The organism is Psychrobacillus sp. FSL K6-4046 (assembly GCF_038624605.1).
Classification (GTDB): Bacteria; Bacillota; Bacilli; order Bacillales_A; family Planococcaceae; genus Psychrobacillus.
The window spans coordinates 3,234,370-3,252,939 of record NZ_CP152020.1 but is presented as its reverse complement, the minus strand read 5'-3'; the positions used below and the strand labels follow the sequence as shown (position 1 = coordinate 3,252,939).

Genomic DNA, 18,570 nt, shown 5'->3' with positions numbered 1-18,570 from the left:
TTGGAGGAATAAAAATGATAGAACGTTATACACGCCCTGAAATGGGAGCGATTTGGACAGAAGAAAACAAATACAATGCCTGGTTAGAGGTAGAAATTTTAGCCTGTGAGGCATGGGCAGAAATAGGTGATATTCCAAAGGAGGATGTCGCACTTCTTCGTAAAAATGCTTCCTTTTCGGTAGACCGTATTTTAGAGATTGAACAAGAGACAAGACATGATGTTGTAGCATTCACTCGTGCAGTATCTGAAACATTAGGAGAAGAGCGTAAATGGGTACATTATGGATTAACTTCTACAGACGTAGTCGATACTGCTCTTTCTTATGTGATTAAACAAGCGAACAGTATACTACGAAAAGACATTCAAAGCTTTATCGAAATCTTAGAAAATAAAGCAAAAGAACATAAATATACGGTAATGATGGGACGTACTCATGGTGTTCATGCAGAGCCGACTACATTCGGTTTAAAGCTAGCACTATGGACAGAAGAAATGAAGCGTAACCTGGAGCGCTTTGAAGCAGCAGCTAAAGTAATTGAGACAGGTAAGATGTCAGGAGCGGTTGGTACGTATGCAAATATCGATCCATTTGTAGAGCAGTACGTATGTGAAAAGCTCGGATTAGCAGCTTCTCCAATCTCTACTCAAACCTTACAGCGTGATCGTCATGCTCAATATTTAAGTGTAATAGCGCTAGTAGCTACTTCTATCGAAAAATTTGCTACAGAGATTCGTGGACTGCAAAAGTCAGAAACTCGTGAAGTAGAAGAGTTTTTCTCAAAAGGACAAAAGGGTTCATCAGCAATGCCACATAAACGTAATCCAATTGGATCTGAGAATATGGTTGGGATGGCAAGACTTATTCGTGGTTATATGATGACTGCCTATGAAAACGTAGCGCTATGGCATGAAAGAGATATCTCTCATTCATCTGCAGAGCGTGTAATCTTACCGGATGCAACCATTGCATTGAACTATATGTTGAATCGTTTTAGTAACATTGTGAAGAACCTTACCGTGTTCCCTGAGAACATGAAACGTAATATGGATTCCACGTTAGGTTTAATATATTCACAGCGAGTTTTACTTGCATTGATCGACAAAGGGCTGGCGCGCGAAACAGCATACGATACGGTACAGCCACTTGCTATGAAGGCATGGGAATCTCAAAAGGCATTCCGTAGCTTTGTGGATGCAGATGAAAAAATTACTTCATTATTAACTAAAGAAGAATTGGATGATTGCTTTGACTACAATTACCACATTCAGCACGTCGATATGATTTTTGACCGCTTAGGCTTAAATAAATAGAGTTAACAAAAACATCAAGACATATCTGATTATATGGGGGAAACTATCGTGATAAAAGGCAATCTATTATACGAAGGTAAAGCAAAAAGATTATATGCAACGGAGAACGAAGAGGTTCTCTACGTTACATATAAGGATAGTGCAACTGCATTTAACGGAGAGAAGAAGGCAGAAATCAATGGTAAGGGCATATTAAATAACAAAATTACTACTATTCTTTTCGAACAGCTAAAGAAGTATGGGATTGAATCTCATTTTATTGAGCAGCTTTCTGAAAATGACCAACTGGTAAAGAAAGTAGAGATTATCCCGCTTGAGGTTGTTGTAAGAAATATAGCTGCCGGAAGTCTTTCTAAGAGACTTGGTTTGGAAGAGGGGACCCTTCTAAAACATCCAATTGTTGAGTTTTATCTAAAGGATGACGAGCTTGGTGACCCACTTTTAACAAATGCACATTTAGATTTATTGGAAATTGCTTCTTCTGAAGAAATAGATACGCTTCAAACGATGGCACTTAAGGTTAACCAAGTGCTTCTCCCAATATTCTCTGATATTGGTGTTACTTTAGTAGATTTCAAATTAGAGTTTGGTAAAACAGCTGACGGTTCTATTTTGCTTGCCGATGAAATCTCTCCGGATACTTGTCGACTTTGGGACAAGGAAACAAACCAAAAACTAGATAAAGACGTGTTCAGACGCAATTTAGGAAGCTTAACAGAGGTTTATGAGATTATACTTTCCCGTCTAGGAGGACTATCAAAATGAAAAAAGTTAAAGTATATGTGACACTTCGTGAAAGTGTATTAGATCCACAAGGGAGTGCAGTAATGGGTGCACTACATTCTATGGAATACAAAGAAGTTACGGACGTGAGAATTGGTAAATATCTGGAGCTCCAAATAGAAGAAGGAACACGTGATTTAGATGCAATGATAAGAGAGATGTGTGAAAAGCTTTTAACGAATACAGTAATCGAAGATTATCGCTATGAGGTGGAGGAGGCTGTCAGCAAATGAAGTTCGCTGTCATCGTATTTCCAGGATCCAATTGTGATTTAGATATGTACCATGCGATTAAAGATGAGCTTGGCGAAGAAGTAGAATACGTTTGGCATGATGAGAAGGATTTAAGCAAATTTGATGCCATTTTACTGCCAGGTGGGTTCTCTTATGGTGACTACCTACGTTGTGGTGCCATTTCTCGCTTCTCAAATATTATGTCTGAAGTGGTGAAGGCTGCAGAAGCTGGTAAGCCAGTTCTAGGTGTTTGTAATGGATTTCAAGTGCTGACAGAGGCTGGCCTTTTACCAGGTGCCTTATTGCGCAACAAAGACTTAAAGTTTATGTGTCGCACGGTTGACTTAAGAGTAGTAAATAATGAAACCCAATTTACCTCTGCTTATAAGAAGAATGATGTGATTCAGATCCCGATTGCCCACGGAGAAGGTAATTATTATTGTGATGAATTAACATTGATGTCACTAAAGGAAAACAACCAAATTGTCTTTACCTATGCTTCTGACAATCCAAATGGAAGCATAGAAGATATTGCAGGTATTGTAAACGAAAGAGGAAATGTACTTGGGATGATGCCTCACCCAGAGCGCGCTGTAAGCGAAATGATGGGTGGAAGTGATGGATTAGCATTATTCAAATCTATTTTGAAACAGTGGAGGGAATCTCATGTCAGTCATGCTTGAACCGAATGCGGAGCAGATTAAAGAACAAAAGCTATATGCTCAAATGGGAATGTCCGATGAAGAATTTGCGATGGTGGAAAAAATCCTAGGAAGACTGCCTAATTATACAGAGACTGGTTTATTCTCTGTTATGTGGTCGGAGCACTGCTCTTATAAAAATTCTAAGCCAGTTCTACGTAAATTCCCTACAAAGGGACCTCAAGTTTTACAAGGGCCAGGAGAGGGTGCAGGTATTGTCGACATTGGTGATGGGCAGGCTGTAGTTTTTAAAATGGAATCGCATAACCATCCCTCTGCAATCGAGCCTTATCAAGGAGCTGCAACAGGAGTAGGCGGAATTATTCGAGATGTCTTTTCAATGGGAGCACGTCCAATTGCTATGTTAAATTCTTTGCGATTTGGTGAACTAAAAACACCACGCGTTAAATATTTGTTTGAAGAAGTAGTGGCAGGTATTGCTGGCTATGGTAACTGTATTGGTATTCCAACAGTTGGCGGAGAAATTCAGTTTGATGACTGTTACGAGGGTAACCCACTAGTAAATGCTATGTGTGTCGGTTTAATCAACCATGAGGATATCCAAAAAGGAATAGCAGCTGGTGAAGGTAATACAGTGATGTATGCTGGAGCAAAAACAGGACGTGATGGAATTCATGGTGCGACATTCGCCTCGGAAGAATTGACGGAAGCTTCTGAAGAAAAGCGTCCTGCAGTTCAAGTAGGGGATCCATTTATGGAAAAGCTTTTATTAGAAGCATGTCTAGAGGTTATTAAATCGGATGCAATTATCGGGATTCAAGACATGGGAGCAGCTGGTTTAACTTCTTCCTCGGCAGAAATGGCTTCAAAAGCTGGGCACGGAGTAGAGATGAACTTAGACTTTGTTCCACAGCGCGAAACTGGTATGACTGCCTATGAAATGATGCTATCTGAATCACAGGAACGCATGCTAATTGTTGTTAAAAAGGGCCGTGAAGAAGAAATCGTTGAGGTTTTTGAAAAGTATGGTCTAGATTGTGTTGCTGTAGGTAAGGTAACAAATGATAAAATGCTTCGCCTTCTTCATAATGGCGAGATTGTAGCCGAGGTTCCAGCAGATGCACTTGCTGAGGAAGCACCGGTTTATCATAAGCCTTCTAAAATTCCTGCTTATTACACAGCATTCCAAGCTATGGAAAACAAAGAACCTGTAGTAACGGACTATAACGAAACGCTTTTAAAGCTTCTTCAACAGCCTACAATTGCTTCAAAGGAATGGGTGTACGATCAATATGACTATCAGGTTAGAACTAGTACAGTAGTTACTCCTGGTTCCGATGCAGCAGTTGTACGTGTTCGTGGGACAAATAAAGGCCTTGCTATGACGACAGATTGCAACTCTCGCTATATTTATTTAGATCCAGTAGCCGGAGGGAAAATTGCAGTGGCAGAGGCAGCTCGTAATGTAGTGTGTTCAGGAGCTAAGCCATTGGCAATTACTGATTGTCTGAATTTCGGTAACCCTGAAAACCCGGAAATCTTCTGGCAGTTAGATCAGTCAGCAGAAGGGATAGCTGCTGCTTGTATCGCCTTAGACTCACCGGTAATTGGAGGAAATGTGTCCCTTTATAATGAAAGAAGTGGAACAGCCGTTTATCCAACACCAACCATTGGTCTTGTAGGATTAGTAGAGGATTTGGCTCATGTAACAACTCAATTTGTTAAGCAAGCGGGAGATCTCGTTTATTTGATTGGTGACACTAAAACAGAATTCGGTGGATCGGAGCTACAAAAATTAGTAGAAGGTCGCATTTTTGGTCAAGCACCTTCCATTGATTTAGAGGTAGAAGCAGCTCGCCAACAAGCCTTATTATCAGCTATTCAAGCTGGTTTAGTACAGTCAGCCCACGATATCGCAGAGGGTGGTTTTGCAGTAGCATTAGCTGAAAAAGCATTTGGCGCTAAAGGTCTTGGAGTAGAAGTGACGGTTCAAGGTTCTGCAGTAACGACTTTATTTAGTGAATCGCAATCCCGTTTCATCGTGACGATCAAGCCAGAGGATGCTGATCAGTTTGAAGCAATTGTAGAAGATGCTGTGAAAATTGGCCAGGTAACTGATACAAATAATCTAGTAATCTCTCAAGAAAACGGAACTACATGGATCAGCGGTTCTGTTGACGAATTCCGTTCCGCTTGGAAAGGAGCCATACCATGCTTGCTGAACTCAGAGGCTTAAACGAAGAATGTGGTGTGTTTGGTATTTGGGGTCACACCCAGCCAGCGGCCATGAGTTATTATGGACTGCATGCATTACAGCACCGTGGACAGGAGGGTGCAGGGATCGTTGTAACCGATGGCAAATCCTTACGCGCCGTAAAAGGCGAAGGCCTTGTGAATGACGTGTTTAATAATGGAAAGCTGGAGCAGCTGGAAGGGCACTCGGCTATTGCTCATGTTCGTTATGCAACAGCAGGAGGATCTGGACTAGAGAATGTACAGCCTTTACTATTCAATTCTACGACAGGCAGCTTAGCCATTGCGCACAATGGTAACATCGTCAATGCTACTCGTTTGAAGCGTAACCTAGAGCAGCAAGGAAGTATTTTTCAAACGACTTCAGATACAGAAGTGCTTGCTCACTTATTAAAAAAGAGTAAATTACCCTCCTTTGAAGAGCGTGCAAAGCAATCTCTTCGATTACTAGAAGGAGCCTTTGCCTTCATCATTCTGACCGAGGATGGCATGCTAGTCGCACAGGATCCGCAAGGCATGCGTCCTCTTTCCCTAGGGAAATTAGACGATGCTTGGGTAGTAGCTTCTGAAACAAGTGCCTTCGATTTAATCGGAGCAGAGCTAGTACGCTCTATCCATCCAGGAGAGCTATTAATTATTAATGACGAAGGTTGTCGTTCGGAACGTTATATTGAAAAAAAGGACCGTGCGATATGTACAATGGAGTATGTCTACTTTTCTCGCCCGGACTCTGATATAGATGGCATAAATATTCATATGGCAAGAAAGCGTTTAGGAAAGCAACTAGCAAATGAAGTATTCATCGATGCAGATGTGGTAACAGGTGTCCCAGACTCCAGTATTTCTGCAGCAATAGGATTTTCAGAATCAACGGGTATTCCGTATGAGCTAGGTCTGATCAAAAACCGTTATGTTGGCCGAACGTTTATCCAGCCATCGCAGGACTTGCGTGAGCGTGGAGTTAAGATGAAGCTATCACCAGTTCGTCAAGTCGTGAAAGGCAAGCGTGTTGTTATGGTTGATGACTCTATCGTTCGTGGAACTACCTCTAGAAGAATTGTAAATATGCTAAAGGAGGCAGGAGCGACAGAGGTTCACGTAGTTATTAGTTCTCCTCCTTTAAAGAATCCGTGCTTTTATGGGATAGATATTAGTTCTGATTCTGAACTGATTGCAGCAAATAATTCTATTGAAGAAATGCGTGAATTGATTGGTGCAGATTCCCTTTCCTTCTTATCGGTGGAGGGAATGGTAGAAGCGATTGGCAGACCAGACGGTGAAAAAAATTGTGGTCATTGCTTAGCCTGCTTTACTGGAGAATACCCGACAGATATATTTCCAGACACAAAATTACCACATGAAAAAGAGCTTGTTCGATAGGAGGATTATAGATGTCAAAAGCATATGAAAAAGCTGGTGTAAATATTGAAGCTGGCTATGAAGCAGTTGAACGCATGAAATCACATGTCGAACGTACAGCTAGAAAAGGAATCATGGGTACTTTTGGTGGCTTTGGAGGAATGTTCGACTTATCTTCTTTAAATTATAAAGAACCAGTCTTAATCTCTGGGACTGATGGTGTAGGAACAAAGCTTAAGCTTGCCTTTATGATGGACAGTCACGACACAATTGGTATCGATTGTGTTGCTATGTGTGTAAATGACATCGTTGCACAAGGAGCAGAGCCTTTATTCTTCTTAGATTATGTAGCGGTAGGTAAGGCAGTACCGACTCGTATCGAACAAATTGTAAAGGGCGTTGCAGATGGATGTGTTCAGTCTGGTGCAGCCTTAATAGGCGGAGAAACGGCAGAAATGCCAGGGCTTTATGAAGAGAATGAGTACGATTTAGCGGGGTTTGCTGTTGGTGCTTGTGAAAAAGCAAAAATAGTAACAGGTGAGCAGATTAGTGAAGGAGATGTATTAGTTGGTATAGCCTCTAGTGGTGTTCATTCCAATGGATATTCTCTTGTACGTAAAATAGTATTTGAAGAGCAAGGGTATACAGCAAATACGATAGTGGAGGGTTTTGAGGACCTTGGAGAAATTGGCAAGGCTCTCTTAACTCCTACTAAGATTTATGCAAAACCAGTAATGGAGTTACATCAGCAATTAAACATCCATGGTATGGCGCATGTAACTGGCGGAGGGTTCTATGAAAACCTTCCACGGATGATGCCTGAAGGGTTGGCAACTGAAATAGATCTTGGTTCTTGGGAAGTGCTACCGATATTCCAATTCCTCAAGGAAAAGGGGCAGCTGACTGATAGAGATCTTTATAATGTATTTAATATGGGAATTGGCTTTGTACTAGCTTTAACTGAGGAAGAGGCAGAAAAGGCGATTGCTATAGCTGAGACTCATGGAGAAAAAGCATACACAATCGGTCGTGTGGTAAAAGGGGAAGGCGTACTATTCAACGGAACACATGACGGGAGTTTAGTGTAATGAGTACAGGTCCAAAGTTTGCCGTCTTCGCTTCAGGAAGCGGCACTAATTTTCAAGCAATCTATGATGCGGTTAGGGCGGGTAAGCTGGTAGGTGAACCCGTCTTAGTTGTAACAAACAGACCAGATGCATATGTTGTGGATCGTGCAAAGACAGTAGGAATTGAAACGCTAATATGTAAGCCATCCGATTTTTCTACAAAGGAAGCTTATGAGCAGGAAATTTTAAACGAATTACAAGAGTTACAGGTAGAATGGCTAGTGCTTGCTGGTTACATGAGATTGGTTGGCAATGTGTTACTGGATGCATATCCGAATCGTATAGTTAATATTCATCCTTCCTTGTTACCCGCCTTCCCTGGAAAAGACGCTATCGGTCAAGCGATGGAGCATGGAGTGAAGGTTACAGGAGTTACTGTACATTTAGTAGATGCTGGCATGGACACTGGACCTATATTATCTCAATGTGCAGTAGAGGTTGTTGCTGATGACCGAGAGAAGACTGAGGAAAGAATTCATGCAGTAGAGCATGAATTATACGTAAAGGCCTTGCAACAGCTGTGGAGCTAGCCGACCTTGCTTTCTGCCAGCATAGAGCTTATGGAAAGATAACTTATTTAAAAATTAGGACCAATAGATCACAGATTTGCGCTTTCGGCGGACGCTTTCCGTGGGGTGAGCGATAAGCCATCCCCCGTCGCTTACGCGCGTGGTTGGGATGTCTTATCTGTCTCACTCTTCCCACTGGAGTCGCCGCCTACAGCTTTAATCACATGTAGTGCAGGTAGGGAAATTAGAAGGGCAAAGTTAAATTAATCCTTTATTTTATGTTATGCATGAAACTTAACATATTTAACTTTCACTAGAGGGGCTAACGAATAATTTACAATTGCTGTGGAGCTACCCCCGTACTTTTCATTTAAATATTTAATATCGATTTTTAAAAAAATTAGGAGGAATTATTGTGTCTAAACGTGCGTTAATCAGTGTATCTGATAAATCAGGAATTCTTGAGTTTGCAAAAGAGCTGGAACAGCTTGGGTATGAAATTTTATCAACTGGAGGTACCAAATCATTTTTAGAGAAAAATGGAGTTGCTATTACCTCTGTTGACCAAGTAACTAATTTTCCAGAGATTTTGGATGGTCGAGTAAAAACATTAAACCCAATGATTCACGGTGGATTACTAGCAAAGCATGATGATCCCTCTCACCAAGCTCAATTAGAAGAACATAACATAACCCCAATCCAAGTGGTTTGCGTAAACCTTTATCCTTTCCGTGAAACTATTTCAAAACCTGATGTAGCATTTGAAGATGCTATTGAAAACATCGATATTGGTGGGCCGTCTATGCTACGCTCAGCAGCTAAAAATCATCAGTATGTAACAGTAGTTACTGATACAACTGATTACGAAGAAGTGTTAAGTCAGCTAAAAGAAACTGGAGAAACTACTATTGAAACACGTCGTAGACTTGCAGCTAAAGTATTCCGTCACACAGCAGCTTATGATGCGTTAATCGCAGATTATATGACAAATCTTACGGGAGAAGAATTCCCTGAGCTATTAACTCTTACATATGAGCGTAAGCAAGCTTTGCGTTATGGAGAAAATCCTCATCAACAGGCTGCATTCTACAAACGCCCACTTGGTTCTGATTTCTCGATCGCATCGGCTAAGCAATTACACGGTAAGGAGCTTTCTTATAACAATATCCAAGATGCAAATGCTGCTATCCAAATTGTTAAGGAATTTGAATTACCAGCTGCAGTTGCTGTGAAGCATATGAATCCATGTGGAGTAGGTACAGGAAACACAATTTCCGAGGCATTCCAAAAAGCTTATGAAGCAGATTCTACATCTATTTTTGGAGGAATTGTGGCTTTAAACCGTGAAGTGGATGCTACTACTGCTAAAACATTAGCAGGCATTTTCTTAGAGATTATTATTGCTCCGTCCTTCTCCGAGGAAGCCATTGCAATGCTAACTGCTAAGAAGAACATTCGTCTTTTAACTATTTCCTATGAGCAAACGAAAAAAGACAAATGGAATACGGTCTCAGTAGAGGGTGGATTATTAATACAATCTCCAGATACTTACGGGTTAAAAGATGCAGATGTTCGAGTAGTTACAGAACGTCAGCCTACAGAGGAAGAATGGAAATCGATGACATTGGGATGGAATGTTGTAAAGCATGTTAAATCTAACGCCATCGTGGTAGCGAATGAAGAAATGACAGTAGGTGTAGGAGCAGGCCAGATGAACCGTGTAGGATCTGCTAAAATTGCTCTTGAACAAGCAGGTGATCTTGCAAAAGGAGCTAGTCTTGCATCAGATGCTTTCTTCCCTATGAATGATACGGTAGAGGCAGCTGCCAAAGCTGGTGTTACAGCAATTATACAAACTGGTGGATCTGTGAAAGACCAAGATTCAATTGATAAAGCAAACGAGTATGGAATTGCGATGGTATTTACTGGCGTGCGCCATTTTAAACATTAAGGAGGCTTCCCACATTCATGAATATTCTTGTTATTGGTAGTGGAGGGAGAGAACATGCTATTGCTAAGCAGTTCCATCTATCTCCGTCTGTTCAGAAAGTGTTTGTAGCACCTGGGAACGCAGGGATGGAAAAGGACGTTCAAATTGTTCCGATTGATACGTTAGCTTTTGACGAGTTAGCCAAGTTCGCAAAAGAAAACAAGATTGATTTAACGTTTGTCGGACCAGAACAGCCTCTTGCAGAAGGGATTGTAGATTTCTTCGAAGGTCAAGGCTTACGTATATTTGGCCCAACGAAGGCTGCCGCACAAATTGAAGGAAGTAAAACCTTTGCAAAAGAATTAATGGACAAATACAAAATCCCAACAGCTGCTTATGAAACATTTACAGAGGTAGACAAAGCAAAAGCATATATTGAACGTCTTGGAGCTCCAATTGTTGTGAAGGCGGATGGTCTTGCTGCTGGGAAAGGAGTAGTAGTTGCGATGTCGGTTGAAGAGGCGACAGCCGCAGTAGAGGACATGATTGGTAACCAATTGTTTGGAGAATCTTCCTCTCGTGTTGTTATAGAAGAGTTTTTAGATGGAGAAGAATTTTCATATATGTCCTTTGTCCACAACGGAGCTATTTATCCAATGGTAATAGCTCAGGATCATAAACGTGCTTTCGATGGGGATGAAGGCCCGAACACCGGAGGTATGGGTGCATATTCCCCTGTGCCACAAATCTCTAAGGACGTAATAGAGACTGCTTACCAAACGATTGTGGAACCAACCGTTCAAGCAATGACTGCGGAAGGTTATCCTTTCACAGGTATTTTATATGCTGGTCTTATCCTGACAAAGGAAGGTCCAAAAGTTATTGAATTTAATGCTCGTTTTGGAGATCCTGAAACTCAAGTAGTTCTTCCTAGAATGAAGAGTGATTTTGGTGAATTTATGGAAGCGTTGATGGAAGGAACGTCTTATCATGTAGAATGGTCCGACGAGGCAATGTTAGGTGTGGTAATTGCTGCTGAGGGATATCCAATGAATCCGGCAAAGGGTGCAGTGATTCCTAATTTAGATTATTTGACTGAAGAGGGACTACATATATTCCATGCAGGTACGAAGTTGCAGGATGGAGAGCTAGTAGCAAACGGTGGTCGTGTCTTATTAGTAGCGGGAAAAGAAGCAACCTTAAAGGCTGCACAGCAAAATGTCTATGAGGAACTTTCTAAAACAGAGTGGAATGGTTTATTCTATAGAACCGATATTGGTTGGCGAACATTTAAATAATTTGAAAAAGAATGTCCGATATACGCTTGGACATTCTTTTTTTAGAAACGTGCGAGAACAGATTGTACTTCTCACGGAAGGTAATGTTTCATTAAGTGATAATACCTAATAATAGCAAAATGCAACATTTGACCACTTGTTTTAGTTTAGAGTTGCTAATGGACTGTGAAAGTGATACTAAGTCAGTTCTTTATTTCCGAAATACCTATGATTAAAGCGACAGGCGGGCCTTAAGTAGAGCTTGCTTATCGCTCACACCACAAAAAATTCTTCGCTAGATAAGTGGAAATCTGCCATCACGTGTTAGTTCTAAACAATGACCTTTTTAAAATTTATCATAATTTCCTTTAAGGAGACTATTATATAAGAGAAGGCTATGCGATAGATTTTCTAAACTACCATATACCAACTTTACTTGTCTTTAAAATAGAGATTATTCGGTCGATAAATATAGTAGCAGATAAATTTACCTATTTGTTTATCAGAATTTACAAAAAATATAATTCAACACTTTGATTTACTAAAGTACTGTGCTAGTATTATTTTTATGAATAGAATATACGGGAAGGAGAAGGGTTACATGCATTATCCAATATGGAAAATCGAACACATAAGGCATCAAATAGAAGTGGTTAACGGTACAAAAGCACCCGACATTCTTATTAAGAATGCTACTTACTTACATAGCCATTTAAAAAAGTGGATAAGTGGAAACATTTGGATTGTCAAAGACCGCATCGTTTATTCAGGGTCTGAAACACCTCTCATTACGGATGAGACTGAAGTATACGATGCTGCAGGGCAAAAGATTGTACCTGGTTATATTGAACCCCATGTACATCCATTCCAGCTTTATAATCCACAAACATTTGCAGATTACGCTTCACAGCTTGGAACCACAACATTTATATCAGATAATTTAATCCTTTTCCTGATGCTTGAAAATAAGAAAGCGTTTTCAATAATGGATGAGTTAAAAAAATTACCCTTTTCTTTTTATTGGTGGGCTCGTTTTGATTCCCAAACAGAATTAGAAAATGAGGAGCAGCTTTTTAACTCCAAAACAGTAGGAGAATGGATCAATCGACCGGATGTCATTATGGGTGGTGAGCTGACGGGATGGCCTAGATTACTATCCGGAGATGACCAGATGCTGTATTGGCTTCAGCAGGCTAAAACCAAAGGAATGAAAATCGAAGGACATTTTCCTGGTGCATCCGAGAAAACACTTGCTAGAATGAGATTATTAGGGGCAGACGGTGACCATGAGTCTATGACAATCGAGGAAGTAGAAAGACGGATACTGCATGGTTATGCAGTTACCTTACGTCATTCTTCCATTCGTCCAGATTTACCAAACCTACTAAAGGATATTTTAGAGAAGGATCTACGTATCTTTGATCATTTAATGATGACTACAGATGGTTCGACACCATCTTTTCATACTGACGGTGTAATGGACAAATGTATCCAGGTAGCATTAGATGCAGGTGTAGATCCGGTTGATGCGTACTTGATGGCGTCATTTAACGTTGCAAAGTACTATAATCTTTCAAATTTACATGGTGTTATTGCAACAGGTAGACTTGCAACATTGAATTTTCTAGAGGACGAGCGAAATCCTGTCCCAATCGCCGTTTTATCAAAAGGAGTATGGTTAAGAAAAGACGGAGAAAAAGTTCGTGGATTAGAAGAGGTAGATTGGTCTAATATGCCGCCGCTTCAGCTAGACTTCGATTTAACCGATAGCGATTTTCAATTCTCGATGCCATTTGGTATTGAAATGGTGAATGACGTCATTACTAAGCCTTATTCTATTAGTGTTGATACAACGGACAATGAATTGTCTCAAAGTCACGACCAAAGCTTCCTGCTACTTATAGATAGAAATGGTAAGTGGAAAGTATCTACTTTAATCAAAGGCTTCGCAACGTCCTTAATGGGATTTGCTTCTTCCTATTCGAATACTGGGGATATATTATTGATTGGGAAGAGTAAAAAAAGTATGATGCAGGCCTTTGATGAAATGAAGAAAATGAACGGCGGGATCGTCATTGTAGAAGATGACCAGGTTGTCTGTTCAATCAGTCTTCCAATAGGTGGAGGGCTTTCTGATAAGCCAATGGAAGAGCTTATAGAGGAAGAGATAGTGTTAAAGAGAGAACTAGCTAATAGAGGATTTAAGCATGGGGATGCTATATACACACTGCTGTTTTTACAATCTACTCATTTGCCGTATGTCCGTGTAACTCAAAAAGGGATATTCGATGTGATGAAGAAGAAGGTTTTATTTCCAGCAGTAATGAGGTAGGAGGCTTTAGCGTGTTAAAAAAATGGGGAATGATTGCTGTTGTTTGTGTTTTACTTTCAGGGTGTTCAAAGGAAGCAGTAATAGAGGAAGTAGTTGCTGAAGATATTAAAGAAGAGGTAGAGGAGAGTGTGGCTGAAATAATTGAAGAGGAACCGACAGTCTTGCCGTTCAATGCTCCATTTACTGGGGTTGGATCAGAAGAAGAGTTAAAGCAAAGACCAGTTATGGTAACTATCAATAATCATCCACAAGCACGTCCGCAATCAGGGATATCTCAAGCAGATCTAGTTTATGAAGTCATTGCAGAGGGAAATGTTACTCGATTTTTGGCAATTTTTCAAAGTGAGATTCCAGATAATATTGGACCAGTTAGAAGTGCTAGAGATTACTTTGTAGAGCTATCCAAAGGGTTAGATGCCTTTTATGTGGCACATGGCTATAGTCCAGATGCACAGAAAATGTTAAACGCTAGAGTAGTAGATAATATAAACGGTATGCAGTATGATGGAATCTACTTTAAGCGTTCAAAAGAAAGAAAAGCACCACATAACTCTTATATTTCAGGTGAGAATATTTTAGCTGGAGCAGAACGAGTAGGGGCTTCAATGGAATTGAACAAAATACCGACCTTCTCTTTCTTAGAATCTATAGATGGTGCTAAGATTGGAAATCCAGCTTCCAATATAACTATTCGCTACGGTAATGGTACTAGCTTTGAGAACGAATATAATTATGTTTCAGACGAAGGGATTTATGAAAGAAAGTCTGCTGGAGTGCTTACAACCGATAAGGAGAACGAGACTCCTGTAAAACTTTCAAATCTTATTTTTATGGAAATCCCACATAAAACCATTGATAATTCTGGGCGTCAGCAGTTAACATTAGCTAATGGAGGGAAAGCATATCTTTTCCAAGCCGGTATTATGAAGGAAATAGAGTGGAAAAATATAGAGGGCATATTGGTCCCTATGGATAATGGTGTACCAGCAAAGCTAGTTCAAGGGAAAACATGGATTAGTATTGTTCCGACAAATCCTGGGATAGAAAATATGGTTAAGTATATACCGTAAACGACTAAAGAAAGGAATGAATACATTGCAGATTGAAAAAATTAAAGGTAAACAAACAGACCAACTATTCAATGCTATTCTGCAGTTAAAGGATATAGATGAGTGCTATCGATTTTTTGACGACTTATGCACGATTAGCGAAATTCAATCACTTGCTCAGCGATTTGAAGTAGCCCATTTGCTTCGTCTAAAGAAAACTTATGAATCTATTAAAAAAGAAACTGGTGCAAGCACTGCTACTATTTCACGTGTTAGACGAGCATTTGATTATGGCAATGATGCGTATGACGAAATGCTAGATAGATTATATCCAGACGAGAAACCAGTGTTAAATAGAAAAGAGTAATAGAGAAGAGCTCTCTCCGAAACTTATTCGGGAGAGTTTTTTTGTTGTTAAGGAAATTATAAAACTCGGAACCTGTGGATAAATTGATGTCTAGCTCCACCGCCTTGCCCCTCGGGGTCAAATGGATAAAAGCTCCGGTGGCTGAGGAACTGCCTCCTCGCTTTTCTCCATTTGCCTGTCGGGGCAGATATAGGCGCTTGCGCTTTTCTTGTTTGAAAGAGAAGTACTTAATAGCTTTGGAAAATAAATTTACGGGAAATCTCTTGACGTATGTTGAATTATTATTACAAATTTGGATTCCTCATGGCTTATGAGCGATGTCAGCAGGTATTTTTGGTATAATGGAGTAATGTTATCAAACAACAATTGTGTAGGTGAAAAAATGGATTATAAAGAGTGGAGACATATATTTAAGCTAGACCCTGCGAAGGAGATTTCTTCCGAGGCATTAGAGAGGGTATGCGAATCTGGAACAGATGCTATTATTATTGGCGGTTCTGATGGCGTGACCTTAGACAACGTAATAGATCTATTAATGAGAATTCGTAGATACGCAGTTCCGGTAGCGTTGGAAGTTTCTACGATAGATAGTATAACCCCTGGTTTTGATTTTTATTTTATTCCTAGTGTTTTGAACAGCACCGATACGAGATGGGTGAAGGACCTGCATCATAAGGCGACAAAGGAGTTTGGTGAGGTTATGAATTGGGAGGAAATAATCCCAGAAGGCTATTGTATTTTAAACCCTGACTGTAAGGCAGCTATACTGACACAAGCGGAGCCAGTTGAAACAATCGATGATATAATTGCCTATGCTCAAATGGTAGAGCATATGTTCAAATTCCCTGTCTTCTACATGGAATACAGCGGAAAATATGGTGACGTTCAAACTGTAGCCAAGGTAAGATCTGGTTTAAAACAAACCCAGCTCTTTTATGGTGGGGGCATTAAAACAGAAGCACAAGCCCGCGAAATGGCTGCCTATGCACATACCATTATTGTAGGAAACCAAATCTACGATAATTTGAATGAAGCGTTGAAAACTGTTAATGCAGTAAAATGAATTGAGGAAATAGATAGCCGAGGTTATAATAGAAAGAACAAATGTTCTTGTAGAGGAAGTGTAGTAAAGTATGGAACTTATAGCTAAAACCCTATTAAACGGGATGAATAAAGAGCAAGAGGAAGCAGTGAAATCAACTGACGGTCCACTACTGATTATGGCTGGAGCTGGATCTGGTAAAACAAGAGTGCTAACACATCGCATAGCCTATCTAATCGTGGAAAAGGAAGTTTATCCTTCTAAAATATTGGCCATTACCTTTACCAACAAAGCTGCCCGCGAAATGCGAGAGCGTATCAATAGTATTTTAGGAGAAGGCACTGGAGAAAGAATGTGGGTTTCTACGTTTCACTCGATGTGTGTACGTATTTTAAGAAGAGATATCGATCGAATTGGTTATTCTAAAAGTTTCTCTATATTAGATACTTCTGACCAGCTGACAGTTATTAAAGGTATTTTGAAGGATTTGAATATTGATACGAAACAATATGATCCTCGCTCGATGCTGAATGCTATTAGTAGTGCAAAAAATATATGTATTGATGCAGACACATATAAGGCTCAAATGAATGATTCCAATCCTTTTGAGAAAACAGTAGCAAAGGTATACGAAGGGTATCAAAAACGTCTGAGAAAAAACCAGTCGTTAGACTTCGATGATTTAATCATGACTACCTTAACATTGTTTAAGCGAGTGCCAGATGTATTGGAATACTATCAAAATAAGTTTCAGTATATCCATGTAGATGAATACCAGGATACGAACAAGGCTCAATACGAGCTAGTTCAAATGCTTGCAAACAAGTTCAAAAACATCTGTGTTGTAGGTGATTCTGATCAATCCATATATCGCTGGCGCGGCGCGGATATACAAAACATCCTTTCCTTTGAAAAGGACTATCCAAACGCGAAAGTGATTATGCTGGAGCAAAACTATCGGTCATCTCAAAGAATCTTAAAAGCAGCAAATGACGTCATTTGTAATAACCAAAGTCGTTATCCAAAAGTGTTGCGAACTGAAAACCTTGAAGGTGAAAAGATTGAGTTGTTCCGTGCAAATGAAGAACAGCAGGAAGCTCAATATGTTGTTCAAAAGATTCAAGAGCTAATAGAAACAGAAAACAGAACGCTAAACGACTTTGCTATCTTATATCGAACGAATGCCCAGTCACGTGTAATGGAGGAAGTGCTCGTTAAATCGAACATGGCCTATACGATTGTTGGAGGTACCAAGTTCTATGATCGGAAAGAGATTAAAGACTTACTTGCCTATCTACGACTGATTGCCAATAATGATGATGATTTATCACTTGCTCGAATTATTAATGAGCCTAAGCGCAACATAGGAGCAACCTCATTTGACCGAATAGCGAGATATGCTATAGAACAGGATCGTTCCATTTTAGATGCTTTAAACGAGGTAGACTTCATGGGATTACCTGCTAGAGCAGTGAATTCTGTAGTAGGCTTCCATGGACTCATTCAAAACCTGACTCAAATGCAGGAGTTCCTGTCAGTAACTGAGATTGTGGAACAGGTATTAGAGAAAACTGGATATAAAACGATGCTAAAAAATGAAAAGACAATTGAAGCAGAAAGCCGTCTAGAGAATATCGAGGAGTTTTTATCTGTAACGAAAGCCTTCGAAGAAAAAAGTGACGATAAATCCCTTGTTGCATTTTTAACAGACTTGGCGCTCATTTCAGATATTGATAAGCTCGATGAAGATGAGGACAAGTCACAGGGCAATATTATCCTGATGACAATGCATGCAGCTAAGGGGCTGGAGTTTCCTGTAGTATTTATCATTGGAATGGAAGAAAATATTTTTCCACATGCTCGCTCCATTGGAAACGACGAGGAGATGGAGGAAGAACGTCGTTTAGCATATGTAGGTATTACTCGTGCTGAGGAAAGATTATTTATCACATGTGCACAAGCACGAACTATATTTGGACGCAGTAGCTTTAACAGTCCCTCTCGTTTCATCGCGGAGATTTCAGATGAAATTATTGAGGTTGTAGGGTGGTCCAGAGATATCCGCAAAAACAAAAATAGAGATACAAAAGTAATTGCACCAGTTCCTCGCGCTGCAGTTTCTAGACCAGCGTACCAATCGACCGGTGGAGAGCGTTTAGGCTGGCAGGTTGGTGACAAGGCAGCCCATAAAAAATGGGGCGAGGGTATGGTTGTCAGTGTTCGTGGCGATGGTGAGAATACAGAGCTTGATATTGCTTTCCCAAGTCCGACTGGGATCAAGCGATTACTTGCTAAATATGCACCGATTGAAAAAGTATAATTTTCTTAGCGGAG

Annotated in this window: 15 protein-coding genes; all 15 read left to right on the top strand. The window is 40.2% G+C overall.

The window, feature by feature from the left end; translation table 11 throughout:
* Positions 1 to 14 precede the first annotated feature (14 nt).
* Positions 15 to 1,313, top strand: a complete 1,299-nt coding sequence (purB, locus tag MKY09_RS15995; RefSeq protein ID WP_251556581.1) for an adenylosuccinate lyase — start codon at positions 15 to 17, stop codon at positions 1,311 to 1,313.
* 48 nt (positions 1,314 to 1,361) lie between these two features.
* Positions 1,362 to 2,078 carry a phosphoribosylaminoimidazolesuccinocarboxamide synthase gene (gene purC / locus MKY09_RS15990; protein ID WP_251556579.1) on the top strand — a complete coding sequence of 239 codons (717 nt, stop codon included), beginning with the start codon at positions 1,362 to 1,364 and terminating at the stop codon, positions 2,076 to 2,078.
* Complete coding sequence (gene purS, locus MKY09_RS15985; protein ID WP_169360550.1) at positions 2,075 to 2,329, top strand: phosphoribosylformylglycinamidine synthase subunit PurS; 255 nt, start codon at positions 2,075 to 2,077, stop codon at positions 2,327 to 2,329. Before purC ends, purS begins: the two co-directional genes overlap by 4 nt.
* Complete coding sequence (purQ, locus tag MKY09_RS15980) at positions 2,326 to 3,012, top strand: phosphoribosylformylglycinamidine synthase subunit PurQ (RefSeq protein WP_169360551.1); 687 nt, start codon at positions 2,326 to 2,328, stop codon at positions 3,010 to 3,012. The genes purS and purQ overlap by 4 nt, the downstream gene beginning before the upstream one ends.
* Entirely contained in the window at positions 2,996 to 5,227 is a 2,232-nt protein-coding gene (gene purL / locus MKY09_RS15975; protein WP_342567093.1) for a phosphoribosylformylglycinamidine synthase subunit PurL, read from the top strand. The genes purQ and purL overlap by 17 nt, the downstream gene beginning before the upstream one ends.
* Positions 5,203 to 6,624 (top strand): amidophosphoribosyltransferase, encoded by a 1,422-nt coding sequence (gene purF, locus MKY09_RS15970; RefSeq protein WP_298470737.1) that lies wholly within the window; start codon positions 5,203 to 5,205, stop codon positions 6,622 to 6,624. Before purL ends, purF begins: the two co-directional genes overlap by 25 nt.
* A gap of 11 nt (positions 6,625 to 6,635) precedes the next feature.
* Positions 6,636 to 7,691, top strand: a complete 1,056-nt coding sequence (gene purM / locus MKY09_RS15965) for a phosphoribosylformylglycinamidine cyclo-ligase (RefSeq protein WP_298470735.1) — start codon at positions 6,636 to 6,638, stop codon at positions 7,689 to 7,691.
* A complete protein-coding gene (purN, locus tag MKY09_RS15960; protein WP_251556576.1) occupies positions 7,691 to 8,260 on the top strand; it encodes a phosphoribosylglycinamide formyltransferase in 570 nt (189 codons plus the stop codon). The genes purM and purN overlap by 1 nt, the downstream gene beginning before the upstream one ends.
* Positions 8,261 to 8,654: 394 nt before the next feature.
* Complete coding sequence (gene purH / locus MKY09_RS15955; RefSeq protein WP_169360556.1) at positions 8,655 to 10,190, top strand: bifunctional phosphoribosylaminoimidazolecarboxamide formyltransferase/IMP cyclohydrolase; 1,536 nt, start codon at positions 8,655 to 8,657, stop codon at positions 10,188 to 10,190.
* Between the two features lie 17 nt (positions 10,191 to 10,207).
* Positions 10,208 to 11,467, top strand: a complete 1,260-nt coding sequence (gene purD, locus MKY09_RS15950) for a phosphoribosylamine--glycine ligase (protein ID WP_342567092.1) — start codon at positions 10,208 to 10,210, stop codon at positions 11,465 to 11,467.
* 580 nt (positions 11,468 to 12,047) lie between these two features.
* The gene (locus MKY09_RS15945) at positions 12,048 to 13,778 is read left to right on the top strand and encodes an adenine deaminase C-terminal domain-containing protein (RefSeq protein WP_298470728.1); all 1,731 of its coding nucleotides are present in this window, start codon (positions 12,048 to 12,050) and stop codon (positions 13,776 to 13,778) included.
* An 11-nt stretch (positions 13,779 to 13,789) separates the two neighbouring features.
* On the top strand, positions 13,790 to 14,848 hold the full coding sequence (locus MKY09_RS15940; RefSeq protein WP_298470726.1) for a DUF3048 domain-containing protein: 1,059 nt from the start codon (positions 13,790 to 13,792) through the stop codon (positions 14,846 to 14,848).
* Between the two features lie 25 nt (positions 14,849 to 14,873).
* On the top strand, positions 14,874 to 15,194 hold the full coding sequence (locus MKY09_RS15935; protein WP_169360559.1) for a YerC/YecD family TrpR-related protein: 321 nt from the start codon (positions 14,874 to 14,876) through the stop codon (positions 15,192 to 15,194).
* 382 nt (positions 15,195 to 15,576) lie between these two features.
* Positions 15,577 to 16,257, top strand: a complete 681-nt coding sequence (locus MKY09_RS15930) for a heptaprenylglyceryl phosphate synthase (RefSeq protein WP_251556590.1) — start codon at positions 15,577 to 15,579, stop codon at positions 16,255 to 16,257.
* 70 nt (positions 16,258 to 16,327) lie between these two features.
* Complete coding sequence (gene pcrA, locus MKY09_RS15925) at positions 16,328 to 18,556, top strand: DNA helicase PcrA (RefSeq protein ID WP_251556573.1); 2,229 nt, start codon at positions 16,328 to 16,330, stop codon at positions 18,554 to 18,556.
* The last annotated feature ends 14 nt before the right edge of the window (positions 18,557 to 18,570 follow it).

Excerpts from the sequence above, each read along its gene's own strand:
- purB (WP_251556581.1), top strand. The coding sequence starts at position 15 with ATGATAGAACGTTATACACGCCCTGAAATGGGAGCGATTTGGACAGAA.
- purS (WP_169360550.1), top strand. The coding sequence starts at position 2,075 with ATGAAAAAAGTTAAAGTATATGTGACACTTCGTGAAAGTGTATTAGAT.
- MKY09_RS15945 (WP_298470728.1), top strand. The coding sequence starts at position 12,048 with ATGCATTATCCAATATGGAAAATCGAACACATAAGGCATCAAATAGAA.
- purD (WP_342567092.1), top strand. The coding sequence starts at position 10,208 with ATGAATATTCTTGTTATTGGTAGTGGAGGGAGAGAACATGCTATTGCT.
- pcrA (WP_251556573.1), top strand. The coding sequence starts at position 16,328 with ATGGAACTTATAGCTAAAACCCTATTAAACGGGATGAATAAAGAGCAA.
- purN (WP_251556576.1), top strand. The coding sequence starts at position 7,691 with ATGAGTACAGGTCCAAAGTTTGCCGTCTTCGCTTCAGGAAGCGGCACT.
- MKY09_RS15930 (WP_251556590.1), top strand. The coding sequence starts at position 15,577 with ATGGATTATAAAGAGTGGAGACATATATTTAAGCTAGACCCTGCGAAG.
- purF (WP_298470737.1), top strand. The coding sequence starts at position 5,203 with ATGCTTGCTGAACTCAGAGGCTTAAACGAAGAATGTGGTGTGTTTGGT.
- purM (WP_298470735.1), top strand. The coding sequence starts at position 6,636 with ATGTCAAAAGCATATGAAAAAGCTGGTGTAAATATTGAAGCTGGCTAT.
- purL (WP_342567093.1), top strand. The coding sequence starts at position 2,996 with ATGTCAGTCATGCTTGAACCGAATGCGGAGCAGATTAAAGAACAAAAG.
- purQ (WP_169360551.1), top strand. The coding sequence starts at position 2,326 with ATGAAGTTCGCTGTCATCGTATTTCCAGGATCCAATTGTGATTTAGAT.